A 15225-nucleotide genomic window follows, 5' to 3' on the forward strand; every position below is an offset into this window, starting at 1 on the left:
CAAGCTTGACGACGCCCACGTTATCCCCACCCCCGCAATCCTCGGACCCCCAGGCCGCCCCGGCTCCGCCTGCCGGAGACGGCCTCCCGGTCGATGCCGTTCCGGACACCTCGCGCGATGCTTCGGACACGTGCCCGTACCTGGACCCCCAGTTTGTCGCTGAGACGAACGGGCAGGTGGTCACCGGTGTCGGTGTGGATACCCGCTTCGACCCGCCGGCGTGCCAGTTCTGGTCCTACCCGGAAGAGCCGCAGCTGACGGTGCTGGTGCGGCGCATGGGCTCCTTCGACGAGGCGATGGCCGTGGTTGATTGGGCCGCGCCGATCGAGCACACCGCGCCAGCAGACGAGCCGGAAGGCTGGAACGGCGGGCGCTTCGGCGGCGGCGAGGTGCCGGGGCGAAGCGGCGCAGGCTATGCGGTGGCCAAGGACAACGTGGCTGTGGTGGTGCTCACTAACCAGGACGAATCCTTCAAAGCGCAGGTGGTCGCGCAGCACGTAATCGCTACGCTGGGGTTGTGAACTCCGCAGCCTCCACCATCAATGTCGCCGCCGTGGTCATCCGCAACGCTGCCGGTGAGGTGCTTTGCGTTCGCAAGGCCAAGAGTCCCCGCTTCCAGCTGCCCGGAGGCAAGCCGGAGCGGGACGAATCGATGGTGGACGCCGCGATCCGCGAAACGCGCGAAGAAGTCGGCGTTGACGTTCCGCGCGAATCGCTGAGCTTCCTCGGGCGGTTTACCGCCGAGGCTTCCAACGAGCCGGGGTACACCGTGACCTCGGCGGCGTTCACCAGCTCGGTGGTGCCGAACAACCCCGCACCCGCGGCAGAGATTGCCGAGGTCGCGTGGATTGACCCCACAGATCCGCAGGGCCACGAACTCGCCCCGCTTTTGACCACGCGCATCTTCCCGGCGCTCGCACCCCGCGACATCGGGGCGGTGGCCGTGTTCGCTGGCGCGCGCCCCAGCTCCGATGCGGCGACATCGCAGCTCGCCTTCGAGTTCGGCGCCGCACTCGCCGAGGCTGGCATCACCTTGGTTTACGGCGGTTCGAAGCTGGGGATGATGGGTGAAGTGGCCCGCGGGGCGTCGTCAAGCAATGGCTCTTTGGTGGGTGTGCTGACCACCCACCTTGCGAACTACGAGCTGAAGTTTGATGAGCTGGACCGGCTGGAGGTGGTGGGCACGATGGCTGAGCGCAAGGCGCTGATGAGCCAGCTTGCCGACGCCTTCGTGGTCCTGCCCGGCGGCGTGGGCACCCTGGATGAGCTTTTTGACGAATGGACGAGCCAGCAGCTGGGGATTCATTCCAAGCCGATCGGGTTGCTGGGCGTGGAGTTTTGGACACCGTTTCTGACGATGGTGGATCACATGGTCGAGCACGGGTTTGTGCGCGCGACGGACCGCGAGCACCTCATCGTCGCTGATGAGCCGGGGGAACTGCTGGCTGCGCTGCGAGCGTGGGTGCCGCCCGTCCCGCGCTGGATTTAAGGAGAGCCGCAACCTTAAACCGCGACGTCGTTGTAGGGCATTTGCGCGGACACCCAGGGAAACACCACTTCCATCAGCAGGAAGAACACCGCCGCCGCAATGATGAGGGTGAGCAGCCATTTCACCGGCGGCGGGCCGGGCAGAGTGCGCCAGAACAATCCGTAAAGTCCCATACCGTTTCCTAAGTACGCTCCGTCATCGCCGCGGGCAGCGGCCCGCCATCTTCCGTCTTCGGCAGTACCTCAGTGCGCACCGCGTGGATGACCATGCGCTCCGCGTTGGAGAACTGCGGGTGGCACGTGGTCAGTGTGATCAGCCCCTCTGCGCCATCAGCGACCTCCATCGAGGCATCACCCGGAAGCGGGTTGAGCACCTCGACGTCATTCGGCAGGGTGATGTGCCTGCCCTGCACTGCTGCGTAGTCGCCCGCCGCGACGCGCTCGTTCAACGCCTCCGGCAAACACGCCGTCCCCTCAGCGCGCCGCTCCTCCGCCGCAAGACCCATTGGCAGCACCCGGTAGGTCACCCACGACGAACGCGTCTCCACCACAATCGCGTCACACGCATGCAGCGCACCGAGATCGTTGAACGGCGCGCCCTTTCCCACGCGGTGCCCAGCCACTGCGAAGTTGCCAGCTTCGCCGGGCAACTGCGTATCCGGGTAGCGCCCGGGGCCAGCCAAGAGCGTCTTTTCATCCACACCTTCGAGCACGGCGAACTGGTAATCCGCGCCGAAGGCTGGGATGAACAGGCGGGCGAAGGCGTCGCCAAGCATTGGTCTTTCTTGCGACCTTGGGTTGGTCCAACCTTCTTCTTGCCACTGACCCTCAAGCCGCGACTGTGCCTCGTCCTGCATCCGGCCTGAAGCGATGTTGGTCCAAAACGACTCGTAAAACGCGAAGAGCAGCAGCAGTGCCCCCGCTGTGACCAGCAGCTCTGCCACAACTTGCCCGATGCGCAGCGGTTCCGTATCGGGCGAGGTCATGGCCTAACATTAACGCACATGCTGGAAATGTTCGTGTACCCGGTCTCTGCCGTGATGAAGTTCTGGCATTGGCTTTTGGCCGAGCAGTTCAATATTCCCGCCAACGCGACATGGATCGCGTCGGTGATCCTGCTGGTGTTCACGGTGCGCGGCATCATCCTCCCGTTCGCGTGGCAGACGTATAAATCCGCGCGCACGACCTACCTCATGCGCCCACACCTGGAGGCGGTGAAGAAGCAGTACGGCGAGTCCGTCACCCCGGAGGAACTTCGCGCGGAGGACGAAGAACGCAAGCGCATTCAGAAGGAGCACGGCTACAACCCGCTTGCCGCGTGCGTGCCGGCGCTGATCCAGATCCCGGTCTTCCTCGGCTTGTACCGCCTGCTGCTCTGGATGGCGGTGCCCGATGCCGCCGGCGGCCGCTCGCTCGGCGTGCTTTCCGAGCCTGAGATCGAGTCCTTCCGTAGCGCCGTCCTCTTCGGCGTCCCGCTGCCCGCCTACGTATCCATGTCGGATGAGCAGTTCGAGTTTCTGGGTACCACGCAGCATGATGTCCGCACCCTCGCCATTCCGCTCATCGCCACCGCGATCGTGCTCACCTCCACGAACCTCCTGGTTAACCAGCTTCGCAACCGCGCCACCCTGGAGTGGGAAAACACGATGACGCGCCAGACCTACTACATGCTCTACTGGCTCATCCCGATCGTCGCCGGCGCCCTGCTCACTGCCGGACTCACCGGCCTCGTCCCCATCGCGCTGCTGATGTACTGGGTGTGCAACAACCTCTTCACCACGCTGCAGACCGCCGCGTTCTCGGTGCTCATTGTGCGCCGCTACCCCTCAGAAGAGATCCACCACCGGTCGCAGGCAGAAGCTAAGGCCGCGGTCGACACAAGGAAGAGGGAAAACAAGGAGCGCAAGCTTGCTTTACGACGCAAGCGTCTCACCGCCATCACGCGACCCCAGTCCTTCAACGAGATTCGACGTGAAATCAAGGCCGAGAAGCAGGCGCGCAAGGACGCGAAGGCCGCGGAGAAAGCTGACAAGAAGGCGCTGACGAAGGAGCGCAACCAGGCACGCAAGGAGCTCAACCGGCAGATTATGGCCGAGCGCAAGGCAGCCAAGGAAGCAAAGAAGGCTGGTAAGGCGGGTCAGGCTGGAAAGGATGAAGCTCCAACCATCGCTGGGTCGACGCGCTGGACGCCGCCGGCTGCGCCTGGGTCGGCGAAGAGCTAAATCGAGTAGTCCGCCGCCGGTGCGCCGAGAGCGCTCTTCGCCAACTGGCGCGCGGTCTCGAGCGGGGCGACGCTGCGGGTGAAGCGCGCGCCGGCCAGCCCACCGTCGAGGTAGATGAGCATCTCGTCCGCTTGTTCAGAGGATTCGTACCCGTTCTTCCGCGTGAGCAGCTCGGTGAGCGTGGTGTGCATCCAGCGGCGGTGGTTCAGGCTGGTCTCCACAATCCGGCGCTCAGACTCGCTCTCTGGGCGCGGGTACTCGGTGGCCGCGTTGAAGAACGGCGAGCCGCGGAAGTTCTTGCCCGGCTCCTCATCGATCGCCATATCGAAAAACGCGATGATCTTGCCGTCGAGGTCATCCGCCTTCGCGGCGCGTTCCTCCCAGCGCGCCCGGTACTCCTCGTCCAGACGCTCCAGGTAGGCCACAACAAGGTTGTCTTTCGATCCGAGCAGCGAGTACAGCGAAGCCTTGGCCACGTCCGCTTCACGCAGTACACGGTCAATGCCAATAACGCGGATGCCCTCTTCGTTGAACAGCTTCGTCGCGGCGTCAAGGAGGCGCTCGCGCGGGCTCGGGCGGTTTCGGCGCCGTGCACTTGGCTTCTTCTTGCCCGCGTCTGAGCCGGTGTTTGAGCTGGTCACTGGGCGCCTCCTTCGCATACTGAGCAGTAATAGACAAACCGGTATGACTATCCTACAACGGGCGGTCTTAAAACGGTGTCCCGGAATGGCAAAATCCCCCTGGCGGCAATGCGCCAAGGGGATCCGTCGTCAAGCAAAATGCTTGTGTTTAGCGGCGGCGGCCAGTCACCAGGTTGACGATCCAGAGCAGGACGACTGCGCCGAGCACGCAGGTGAACAAGCTAAAGATCCAGTTACCGCCGGCGACATCAACACCGAACAGGGAGAGGAGCCAGCCGCCGAGCAGGCCGCCGATAATACCGACGACGATGTTGAGGCCGATACCCATTTGCGCGTCGCGGTTCTGAATCATCGATGCGATCCAGCCCGCGATACCGCCGAGCACGATCCAACCAAGAAAACCGAGTGTAGGAGTCATGAAAAAGGTCCCTTCAATATGTACGTAATGCTTCCAGGCCCATTATGCCGAAAAACGGTCAGGATTGGGGACGTACCACCATCATCGGGCACGGTGCGGACTGCAGAAGCGCACGCGAGGTCGAGCCGAGCAGCATGCCCTTGAAGCCGCCGCGGCCGTGCGATCCGGTGATCAGGAGCTGCGCACCCTCGGCTGCTTCGGTGAGTGCGCGTACCGGACGGTCGCGAGTAATCACCTTCTTCACCTGCACCTCAGGGTAGGTGCGACCCAGTTCACGGAGGTAGTTTTCCAGCAGCTCAGACTTTTCGTCGTGCGCTTCTTTCCAGCGGTCCTCGCTAACCGTGAAGCCGGCTCCTGGAGCCTGCACCTGGGTGTCAATCCAGGTGTGCACCGCGATCAGCTCAGCTCCGCGAGCCTGCGCTTCTTCGAAGGCGACCTCTGTTGCGCGACGTGACACCTCGGAGCCGTCGATGCCGACCACGATCGGGCCGTACTTCGTCTCCTCGGTGACGTTGTTGTCCTCGCGCACCACCACAACCGGGCAGCTGGCGTGAGAAACCACAGCGCCGGAGACAGAGCCGAGGACCATGCCCGACAACCCGCCGAGCCCGCGCGAGCCCATCACGATCATCCCGGCATCGCGCGACATCTCGAGCAGCATGTCGATCGGCGAGCCCTCCGCCACAGCGTGACCAATCGCCAGGCTCGGCGCAACCTCTACGGCAAGTTCACGGGCCGCGTCGATCTTGCGCATCGTCTCGCGTTGCAGATCGTCATACAACTCCTGCGGCGGCACCATGCCCTCCGCGTAAAGGAATTGCGGCATGGTGTAGCTGGATGCCAGCCGCAGCGGCACGTTGCGCTTCATCGCGGTGTTTGCCGCCCACCGGACCGCGTTGTCGGAGGCCGGGCTGCCGTCAACAGCGACAACCACATCTTTCACGTCGTGGCTTACAGAGTCTTGAGCTGCGTCAGCTTCGTTGCTCACGATCCCGCCCTTTCAGGTAGAAGACTGGTTATACCATGTATTCTACGCCCGCCCAGACCGGTCTACTTCGGTATTTCGATCGGCTGCGCCGCCTCAGCATTCGACGGGTACAGCAGCTGGTAGAGCAGGCTGGCAAAGTCGGCAATCAGTTTGCCAATGCCCTCGCCGAAGAACTTCTGAATAGGTTCAAGTAGTGCGCCAAGATCCATGCCGGATAATCTACTACACATCATGGCCCGCAAGAAGCACCCCCGACAACCATTACCGCCGCGTGGCGGCCTTTCCGCTTCGCGCATCCGCCACCCGGGCCCCGATCCAACTACAGCCTTCGAGTTCGTCGTTCGGGTCATTGCAGAGCAGCGCCACCGCCACCCGGAAGACACCGAAGAGGCAGTCATGGAGCGGTTTGCTCAGGGGCAGGTCGTGCTTATCGACGCCTCCCCCGTGAACCCCGACGACCTCATCCAACCAGGGACCGACGTCTTCTTCTACCGGCGTCCCGCACCTGAGACTCCAGTCCCCTACGAGATCCAGACGGTGTACGAGGACGACGATCTCTTGGTGGTGGACAAGCCGCCTTTCTTGGCAACGATGCCGCGCGCCGCGCACATCACCGAAACCGCGACTGTCCGCCTGCGCCGCGCTACCGGAAACGAGGAACTCACGCCGGCGCACCGGCTCGATCGCATGACGTCTGGACTGCTGCTGCTTACGAAGCGCAGGGATATCCGAGGCGCGTACCAGGAGCTCTTCGCCGCCCGGCAGGTGTTCAAGCGCTACACCGCAATCGCCCCGGAGCTGGATCTCGCGGTCCCCACCGTATGGCGGAGCCACATCGAGAAACGTCATGGCGAAGTGGCCTCTAACAACGTCAAAGGTGCGCAACCAAATGCGGAGACCATTGTCCGCTCGGTTGAACGGCTGCAGCCGGCGCAGGAGGATGCGCTTCACCGAGTCCATGAAACAGAGGGGCCTCTCGCCCGCTATCTCCTGGAACCGGTGACTGGGCGTACTCATCAGCTTCGCGTCCACATGTGCGCAGCGGGTGCGCCGATTCTCGGCGACCCGGTCTACCCGGTGGTCAAAGCGTTCGGCGACGAGGATTACAGTGTGCCGATGCGGTTGAAATCGATCGAGATTGCGTTCGAGGACCCGTTGAGTGGGCAGGCGCGCCATTTCGCCGCCCAATCCGATGTCGTATAAACCCGATCTAAATCCAGAAATGCCGCGAACCCGGTACCTGGATTGTGCTTCCAGGTACCGGGTTCGCGGTTGTTGTGAAGTTGTTGGGTCGGCGGTAACCTACTCTCCCACACCCTCCCGGGTGCAGTACCATCGGCGCGGGCGGGCTTAGCTTCCGGGTTCGGAATGGGTCCGGGCGTTTCCCCGCCGCTATCAACTACCGACACATTTGTGGTTGTTGGCCACACACTGTGTTGTCCCCAGGGTTGGGGTCCCCCCTGTTGGTTGGGGTGGTGTGGTGTGTCAGATACCGGAGAATGGACGCGTTGCGGTGCAGGTTTGTTCTGCTGGTTTGTGTTGGTGTTTTGGTTTTGGTGTATTAGTACCGGTCGCCTGACCACATTACTGTGGGTACAGTTCCGGCCTATCAACCCCATCGTCTTTGGGGAACCTATGAAACCTCATCTTAAAACAGGCTTCCCGCTTAGATGCTTTCAGCGGTTATCCTTTCCGTACGTAGCTAACCAGCGCTGCTCCTGGCGGAACAACTGGCACACCAGAGGTACGTCCGTCCCGGTCCTCTCGTACTAGGGACAGCCTTTTTCAAGTTTCAACGCGCGCGGCGGATAGAGACCGAACTGTCTCACGACGTTCTGAACCCAGCTCGCGTGCCGCTTTAATGGGCGAACAGCCCAACCCTTGGGACCTACTCCAGCCCCAGGATGCGACGAGCCGACATCGAGGTGCCAAACCATCCCGTCGATATGGACTCTTGGGGAAGATCAGCCTGTTATCCCCGGGGTACCTTTTATCCGTTGAGCGACACCACATCCACAAGTAGGTGCCGGATCACTAGTCCCGACTTTCGTCCCTGCTCGACTGGTAAGTCTCGCAGTCAAGCTCCCTTGTGCACTTACACTCTTGCACCTGATTGCCAACCAGGCTGAGGGAACCTTTGGGCGCCTCCGTTACATTTTGGGAGGCAACCGCCCCAGTTAAACTACCCACCAGGCACTGTCCCCAACCCAGATCATGGGCCAAGGTTGAGGTATCCACTACGGTCAGAGTGGTATTTCAACAACGACTCCACAACCACTGGCGTAGCCGCTTCACAGTCTCCCACCTATCCTACACAAACCGCACCGAACACCAATACCAAGCTGTAGTGAAGGTCCCGGGGTCTTTTCGTCCTGCCGCGCGTAACGAGCATCTTTACTCGTAGTGCAATTTCACCGGGCCTGTGGTTGAGACAGCAGGGGAGTCGTTACGCCATTCGTGCAGGTCGGAACTTACCCGACAAGGAATTTCGCTACCTTAGGATGGTTATAGTTACCACCGCCGTTTACTGGGGCTTAAATTCTCCGCTTCGGACAAAAGTCCTAACAGGTCCTCTTAACCTTCCAGCACCGGGCAGGCGTCAGTCCGTATACATCAACTTCCACGTCTTCGCACGGACCTGTGTTTTTGATAAACAGTCGCTCCCCTCTCTTCTCTGCGACCACCACCAGCTTGAAACCGCATGTGTTTCGCACCAGGTGTGGTCCCCCTTCTCCCGAAGTTACGGGGGCATTTTGCCGAGTTCCTTAACCACAGTTCACCCGCTCGCCTGAGTATGCTCTACCTGACAACCTGTGTCGGTTTCGGGTACGGGCCGTCTATCCACATCGCTAGAGGCTTTTCTCGGCAGCACAGGATCACCAACATCACCCCACTAGGGCTACGCATCACGCCTCACACCTTCTAACGGCCGCATTTGACAAGCCGTCGTGCTGCACGCTTGCACCACAATCCAAATACGTGGCTTGGCTACCACTCTGCGTCACCCCATCACTGACCTACCACGGATCAGGCCCCACGCATCACCACACCACAGGCACCCAAAAGGATGCTGTCAGTACGGCTCTGGGTGGTTAGTCTCACCGCTTCGATACTGGGCGCGGATACACGGGTACGGGAATATCAACCCGTTGACCATCGACTACGCCTGTCGGCCTCGCCTTAGGACCCGACTCACCCTGGGAAGACGAACTTGACCCAGGAACCCTTCGTCATTCGGCGGGCAAGATTCTCACTTGCCATTCGTTACTCATGCCTGCATTCTCACTCGCACACAGTCCACTGCCCCTTCCAGTACAGCTTCACCCCATGCACGACGCTCCCCTACCCAACGCAAAAACGTTGCCGCGGCTTCGGCGGTGTACTTGAGCCCCACTGAATTGTCGGCGCAAAACCACTCGACCAGTGAGCTATTACGCACTCTTTCAAGGATGGCTGCTTCTAAGCCAACCTCCTGGCTGTCTTCGCGATCCCACATCCTTTTCCACTTAGTACACCCTTAGGGGCCTTAACCGGCGATCTGGGCTGTTTCCCTCTCGACTATGAAGCTTATCCCCCACAGTCTCACTGCCGTGCTCAATTTTCACCGGCATTCGGAGTTTGGCTGACATTGCTAAGATGATAGTCCCGCTCAACCAACCAGTAGCTCTACCTCCGGCAAACACACACAACGCTGCACCTAAATGCATTTCGGGGAGAACCAGCTATCACGGAGTTTGATTGGCCTTTCACCCCTACCCACAACTCATCCCCTCAGTTTTCAACCTAAGTGGGTTCGCGCCTCCACAACCTCTTACAGCTGCTTCACACTGGCCATGGGTAGATCACCCCGCTTCGGGTCTAGGACATGCCACTAAAAGGCACCCATTTCGGATTCGCTTTCGCTACGACTCCCCAACCAACTGGTTAATCTCGCGACATGCCGCTAACTCGCAGGCTCATTCTTCAAAAGGCACGCCATCACACACAAGAGGTGCTCTGACGGATTGTCAGCGCACGGTTTCAGGAACTCTTTCACTCCCCTCCCGGGGTACTTTTCACCATTCCCTCACGGTACTTCATCCGCTATCGGTCACACTGAGTATTTAGGCTTACCGGGTGGTCCCGGTAGATTCACAGCAGATTCCACGAGCCCGCTGCTACTCGGGGCGACAACCACACCACGCATGTGCACCTTCACGTACAGGACTCATCACCTACTCCGGTGTGCCATCCCAGACACTTCCGCTAACACACAACACCATGATGCGACAGTTGACAGCCTGCCACGGTCATACCCCACAACCCCACGCATGCAACCCCTGCCAGGTCTCACACACACATGGTTTAGCCTCATCCGCTATCGCTCGCCACTACACACGGAATCACACTTGTTTTCTTCTCCTACGGGTACTGAGATGTTTCACTTCCCCGCGTCAACCCCCACACAGGCTATGCATTCACCTGCAGGTAACCGCCCACAACGACGGCTGGGTTTCCCCATTCGGACATCCTCGGATCAACGCTTAGTTGGCAACTCCCCGAGGCATAACGCAGCCTCACACGTCCTTCATCGGCCCAGCATGCCAAGGCATCCACCGTACGCCCTTGAACAAAACACACTAAACAACACCCACACACACCCCACCACCACAACAAAAGGTGACAGCAGGATATGCGCGGGCAACACACAAAAAAGAAAGAAAAAACACTACCCAACCAACCCCAACCCCACACAAGGAGCCAGGCAATTGATTGGTTCATGCTCGCGTCCACTCTCCAGTTCTCACACACCACACCCACACACCCCACACACAACCACCGGCTGCGTCCAGGACTATGCGGGCCACAAGAACACCACACCATGCACACACAGTGCACACAAACGGTGTGTTGTTCCAGACACCCAACAGCATGCCAACGCGTATGTTTATGAACCCCCGTTGATACTTCGGTGCACTCGGGTTAACTCCAACGCGGGCGGCGTTTCTGAAGCCACCCGCCGGTATGTGACCACCCGGATATTTTGAAAATGTATTCGGTGGCAGGCGCACCCACGGCAACCTCAACCACCACACACCCCACAACTGCAGGGCTTATGAGTACTGCTCCTTAGAAAGGAGGTGATCCAGCCGCACCTTCCGGTACGGCTACCTTGTTACGACTTCGTCCCAATCGCCGATCCCACCTTCGACAGCTCCTTTTGACAGGCCACTGGCTTCGGGTGTTACCAACTTTCATGACGTGACGGGCGGTGTGTACAAGGCCCGGGAACGTATTCACCGCAGCGTTGCTGATCTGCGATTACTAGCGACTCCGACTTCATGGGGTCGAGTTGCAGACCCCAATCCGAACTACGACCGGCTTTCAGCGATTCGCTCACCCTCACAGGCTCGCAAGCGCGTTGTACCGACCATTGTAGCATGTGTGAAGCCCTGGACATAAGGGGCATGATGATTTGACGTCATCCCCACCTTCCTCCGAGTTAACCCCGGCAGTCTCTCATGAGTCCCCACCACAACATGCTGGCAACATAAGACAAGGGTTGCGCTCGTTGCGGGACTTAACCCAACATCTCACGACACGAGCTGACGACAACCATGCACCACCTGTACACCAACCACAAGGGAAACCACATCTCTGCGGCGATCTGGTGTATGTCAAGCCCAGGTAAGGTTCTTCGCGTTGCATCGAATTAATCCACATGCTCCGCCGCTTGTGCGGGCCCCCGTCAATTCCTTTGAGTTTTAGCCTTGCGGCCGTACTCCCCAGGCGGGGCGCTTAATGCGTTAGCTACGGCACGAACCCCGTGGAAGGGACTCACACCTAGCGCCCACCGTTTACGGCATGGACTACCAGGGTATCTAATCCTGTTCGCTCCCCATGCTTTCGCTCCTCAGCGTCAGTTACTGCCCAGAGACCTGCCTTCGCCATCGGTGTTCCTCCTGATATCTGCGCATTTCACCGCTACACCAGGAATTCCAGTCTCCCCTACAGCACTCAAGTTATGCCCGTATCGTATGCAACCCCGAAGTTAAGCCCCGGTATTCCACAAACGACGCGACAAACCACCTACGAGCTCTTTACGCCCAGTAATTCCGGACAACGCTCGCACCCTACGTATTACCGCGGCTGCTGGCACGTAGTTAGCCGGTGCTTCTTCTCCAAATACCGTCAAAATTCGTCTTTGGCGAAAGGAGTTTACAACCCGAAGGCCGTCATCCCCCACGCGGCGTCGCTGCATCAGGCTTGCGCCCATTGTGCAATATTCCCCACTGCTGCCTCCCGTAGGAGTCTGGGCCGTATCTCAGTCCCAATGTGGCCGTACACCCTCTCAGGCCGGCTACCCGTCGACGCCTTGGTAGGCCATTACCCCACCAACAAGCTGATAGGCCGCGAGCTCATCCCACACCGAAAAAACTTTCCACCACGATCACCACACCGTGGTCCTATCTGGTATTAGACCCAGTTTCCCAGGCTTATCCCAAAGTGCAGGGCAGATCACCCACGTGTTACTCACCCGTTCGCCACTCGAGTACCAAAGCAAGCTTCGGCCTTTCCGTTCGACTTGCATGTGTTAAGCACGCCGCCAGCGTTCATCCTGAGCCAGGATCAAACTCTCCACAAAAACACCAAACAATAACTGCCCAGTGCGTGCTTCAGAAGAAACAGGCCGTGAAAAGCCCAAACCCAACCAAAACAAACCACCCAACACAAAACCGTGCTGGACTGGCTATCCAAAAATTACTTCATGTTGTTGCTGTATCCGACGAGGAAAAACCAACAAACAACACAGTTTTAAAAAAATACTCGTGAAACCATCACACGCATGAAGCTGTGTAGCGTCTCACCAGCACACCACAAGCCCCAATCATTGGTTCAAGACCCACAGTGACCGGCACACACCAACCACCCCACAAAAACAGGGCAGCAAGCACCAACCACAAACACACCACACAACGCAAAAGTTCACAAACAAAAAATGCATTGGCACACTATCGAGTTCTCAAACAACACACGCACACCCCCCAAACAACCCACAACAAAGCAGATCATCCAGAAGGAGACGTAAGATTCTTAGCCGTTAGCGCTCGTTTTCCTACCGCTCACACAATCCTGAAACCACATCCAGGCGGGGCGTTGTCGGTCGCGCTGACTCACATAAACCTACACACACCACCACAACAACACAAACCCCCAGCACATTCCGGGTTTTGGGGCATCTATAGATGATGTGGTCTGCGGGCTATTCGACCCCGAAGAAGCGTCGGGAGCCAGAGGAAATGTCCGCCCTGCCGGTCAGGTACAGCAGCAGAGAAACTACTGCAGCGACTCCGCCAACGGCGGCGATGATCTCGACGCCGCGAATCACATCCGGATCGAATGCGAGATTGCGGGTGTCCATGAGTTCCCGAAGTGGAAGCACGAACAGGAACGGCACCATGAACGCGAAGTACTCCGTGCGCGGTGTGAGGCTCAACGCGATGGCACACACCGCGACGCCGATTACGGAGGCGGCGAGGTAGGCGCTGGCCGGGGCGTCGATAAGCAATGCGATGCCGACCGTGACCAGAGCGAACACTGCGTTAGCGACAACCGCAACCACTAGGGCGCGGATGGCCCATGTTCTCCTGGTTAGCCCGAAGCTGGAAGCGGTGGTCGGGAGCAAGCCCGGGCACGCAATGATGGAGTACCACGTGACCAGGATCGGGATGACGGCGACGAACTGGCGAACCGTGTCGTGGCCAATGAACGTGGCAAGCCAGCCGATCAGGATGCTGACAAGGCCGAACCCCGCTGCGCGGGTGAGTACGGGCCGCCATATGACCGCCCACTCAAACGAGCCGCCAGAGGATGGTGCGCCCGCCAGAAGCGGAGCGCTCTCAGAGGAATCAGAACGCTCGCCATTGGGCAAGCACACCAGGCCCATAAAGATGCTCAACGCAAGGCTGGTCGCCGCGCAGACAATACCGACCACATCAGCGCGTTGGGACAGGGCAATTGCACCGCAGATGGCTGCTGTGAACAGCACGGGCCAGATGATCACTTTTGCCGCTTGCGCGCGCGTCATCCCGAATGACTGCGCCATGTCCATCTCCGGGTAGAAGGCGATGAACACTGCTGGAGCTGCCACAGCAGCGGTCACCACTGCCACGATTGGCCTGCTTTGCGTCACGTTTATGAACAAATAGGCGGCGAATACCGGGAGCGGGATGAAGCGGAGCCAAGGCCCGGCGCGGAATTGGAGCCAGAAGAACTGCATGCTAGGACACCTCCAGGTAGTGCTCGATGAGGTCGTCGAACCCAGCGGCGGTGACGCGGGAGCTCGAGCGGAGTTTCTCGGCATCCGCATAGGTCATCAGCTCGCGAGAGAACACCGAACCTTCGCTTGCGCTGGCGACCAGGACATACTCATCGGTGTCGGTTGCGCTCACGTGCGCGGCGATCTGTCCGTCGCGGCCAAGGATGGCAGCGGTGTCGAGCACCTTTGCGGCGTCCTCGATGTGGTGGGTGGCCATGATGATCGTCCGCGCCGAATCCGCCTGTTCCAACAGGTGCCGGTAAAAGACGTCGGTGTTGTGCAGGTCTAGGCCGACATAGGGTTCGTCGAGAAGCAAAAGCTCCGTGCCCGAAGCCAAGCCGACGATGATGGCCACCATCGCACGCTGCCCGCGGGAGAGTCCGCCGAATGGGGTGCTCAGTGCGCCGTCGAGGGAGAAGTCGGCGATGAGGGTGTCTGCAATTGCTTGGTTCCAATGCGGGTAGCGCAGCGCCGCGCCCTTGAACACGTTGGCCACCGACCATGTGGGGTACGAAGTGTCGACGCCCGGAAGCGCGGTGCGGTCCATCACCCGCGCGTTGTCGAATGGGGTTTCGCCGAAAACCTCGACCTGACCGCCGGAGGGTTTGAGTTGGCCGCCGATGATGGAGAGCAGCGTCGATTTCCCGACGCCGTTGCGGCCGAGCAGACCGTGGATGCCGGGACCGAAGTTGAGATCAATGCCGTTGAGTACTGGTTTCTTGCCGAAGCTGCGCGTGAGCTCGCGCGTGTGAACGACGGCGTTTGGAGTGGGGTTCACTGGTACAGTCCTCTGCTTTCTGCGACGCGGTCGATGAGTTGGTGGAGGTCGGAGCGGGAGTAGCCGAGGTGCACGGCTTCGTCGATAAGCGGCGCAATGAATTCGCCGGCAAATGCTTCTCGACGGCTCTTCATAATGCGTTCCCGAGCCCCATCTGTGACAAACATGCCCAGGCCACGACGCTTTTCCAGCACGCCTGCGTCGACCAGAAGGCTCAAGCCCTTGCGCGCGGTAGCCGGGTTAATCTCGTGGAACTCCGCAAGCTGGTTCATCGAGGGTGCCTGTTGACCCGGCTGGAGGGTGCCATCAACGACGAGGTCTTCAACGAATCGGGCGACCTGGACGAACAGCGGTTCAGCCTCACTGTTCATAGATTTCCCCTTCCGCTGGG

General features: G+C 59.9%; 13 protein-coding genes and 3 rRNA genes. 4 read left to right on the forward strand and 12 right to left on the reverse strand.

Annotated features, from left to right (window positions below; genetic code table 11):
- The first annotated feature begins 5 nt into the window (after positions 1–5).
- Together CGLAUT_RS11565 and CGLAUT_RS11570 are read left to right on the forward strand one after the other, a co-directional pair.
- Positions 6–521 (forward strand): DUF2020 domain-containing protein, encoded by a 516-nt coding sequence (locus CGLAUT_RS11565; protein WP_290185346.1) that lies wholly within the window; start codon positions 6–8, stop codon positions 519–521.
- The gene (locus CGLAUT_RS11570) at positions 518–1489 is read left to right on the forward strand and encodes a TIGR00730 family Rossman fold protein (RefSeq protein ID WP_290185348.1); all 972 of its coding nucleotides are present in this window, start codon (positions 518–520) and stop codon (positions 1487–1489) included. Before CGLAUT_RS11565 ends, CGLAUT_RS11570 begins: the two co-directional genes overlap by 4 nt.
- Before the next feature lie 14 nt (positions 1490–1503).
- Here the strand turns inward: CGLAUT_RS11570 and CGLAUT_RS11575 are convergent, their stop codons facing one another.
- Both CGLAUT_RS11575 and CGLAUT_RS11580 read right to left on the reverse strand, forming a co-directional pair.
- On the reverse strand, positions 1504–1662 hold the full coding sequence (locus CGLAUT_RS11575; protein ID WP_095660858.1) for a hypothetical protein: 159 nt from the start codon (positions 1660–1662) through the stop codon (positions 1504–1506).
- A gap of 8 nt (positions 1663–1670) precedes the next feature.
- The gene (locus CGLAUT_RS11580; RefSeq protein WP_290185350.1) at positions 1671–2474 is read right to left on the reverse strand and encodes a class E sortase; all 804 of its coding nucleotides are present in this window, start codon (positions 2472–2474) and stop codon (positions 1671–1673) included.
- 18 nt (positions 2475–2492) lie between these two features.
- Between CGLAUT_RS11580 and yidC the strand changes: the two genes are divergently transcribed.
- Positions 2493–3710, forward strand: coding sequence for a membrane protein insertase YidC (gene yidC, locus CGLAUT_RS11585; RefSeq protein WP_095660860.1), 1218 nt, complete (start codon positions 2493–2495; stop codon positions 3708–3710).
- On the opposite strand, the gene CGLAUT_RS11590 is transcribed toward yidC, so the two are convergent.
- The 4 genes from CGLAUT_RS11590 to CGLAUT_RS11605 all read right to left on the reverse strand — a co-directional run bounded on the left by CGLAUT_RS11590 (position 3707) and on the right by CGLAUT_RS11605 (position 5966).
- The gene (locus tag CGLAUT_RS11590; protein ID WP_095660861.1) at positions 3707–4369 is read right to left on the reverse strand and encodes a TetR/AcrR family transcriptional regulator; all 663 of its coding nucleotides are present in this window, start codon (positions 4367–4369) and stop codon (positions 3707–3709) included. The genes yidC and CGLAUT_RS11590 overlap by 4 nt on opposite strands.
- Positions 4370–4499: 130 nt before the next feature.
- Entirely contained in the window at positions 4500–4769 is a 270-nt protein-coding gene (locus tag CGLAUT_RS11595) for a GlsB/YeaQ/YmgE family stress response membrane protein (protein ID WP_095660862.1), read from the reverse strand.
- A gap of 58 nt (positions 4770–4827) precedes the next feature.
- Positions 4828–5757: a universal stress protein gene (locus tag CGLAUT_RS11600; protein ID WP_232507124.1), complete on the reverse strand. Its 930-nt coding sequence runs from the start codon at positions 5755–5757 to the stop codon at positions 4828–4830.
- A gap of 62 nt (positions 5758–5819) precedes the next feature.
- A complete protein-coding gene (locus tag CGLAUT_RS11605; protein WP_198304939.1) occupies positions 5820–5966 on the reverse strand; it encodes a hypothetical protein in 147 nt (48 codons plus the stop codon).
- Between the two features lie 22 nt (positions 5967–5988).
- Here CGLAUT_RS11605 and CGLAUT_RS11610 point away from each other — a divergent pair, with 22 nt between their 5' ends.
- Positions 5989–6960 (forward strand): pseudouridine synthase, encoded by a 972-nt coding sequence (locus tag CGLAUT_RS11610; RefSeq protein WP_095660863.1) that lies wholly within the window; start codon positions 5989–5991, stop codon positions 6958–6960.
- A gap of 86 nt (positions 6961–7046) precedes the next feature.
- On the opposite strand, the gene rrf is transcribed toward CGLAUT_RS11610, so the two are convergent.
- From rrf to CGLAUT_RS11640, 6 genes are all read right to left on the reverse strand, one after another.
- Positions 7047–7164: ribosomal RNA gene (gene rrf, locus CGLAUT_RS11615) — 5S ribosomal RNA — on the reverse strand.
- Positions 7165–7297: 133 nt separating this feature from the next.
- Positions 7298–10375 (reverse strand): 23S ribosomal RNA (locus CGLAUT_RS11620).
- A 495-nt stretch (positions 10376–10870) separates the two neighbouring features.
- Positions 10871–12382, reverse strand: a 16S ribosomal RNA gene (locus CGLAUT_RS11625).
- The 16S, 23S and 5S rRNA genes sit together here, the layout of an rRNA operon.
- A gap of 618 nt (positions 12383–13000) precedes the next feature.
- A complete protein-coding gene (locus CGLAUT_RS11630; RefSeq protein WP_290185355.1) occupies positions 13001–14017 on the reverse strand; it encodes a hypothetical protein in 1017 nt (338 codons plus the stop codon).
- A gap of 1 nt (position 14018) precedes the next feature.
- Positions 14019–14834: an ATP-binding cassette domain-containing protein gene (locus CGLAUT_RS11635; RefSeq protein WP_290185356.1), complete on the reverse strand. Its 816-nt coding sequence runs from the start codon at positions 14832–14834 to the stop codon at positions 14019–14021.
- Positions 14831–15205 (reverse strand): GntR family transcriptional regulator, encoded by a 375-nt coding sequence (locus tag CGLAUT_RS11640; protein ID WP_290185357.1) that lies wholly within the window; start codon positions 15203–15205, stop codon positions 14831–14833. Before CGLAUT_RS11640 ends, CGLAUT_RS11635 begins: the two co-directional genes overlap by 4 nt.
- Between the last annotated feature and the right edge of the window lie 20 nt (positions 15206–15225).

This window comes from Corynebacterium glaucum (genome assembly GCF_030408855.1).
Lineage (GTDB): Bacteria > Actinomycetota > Actinomycetes > Mycobacteriales > Mycobacteriaceae > Corynebacterium > Corynebacterium glaucum.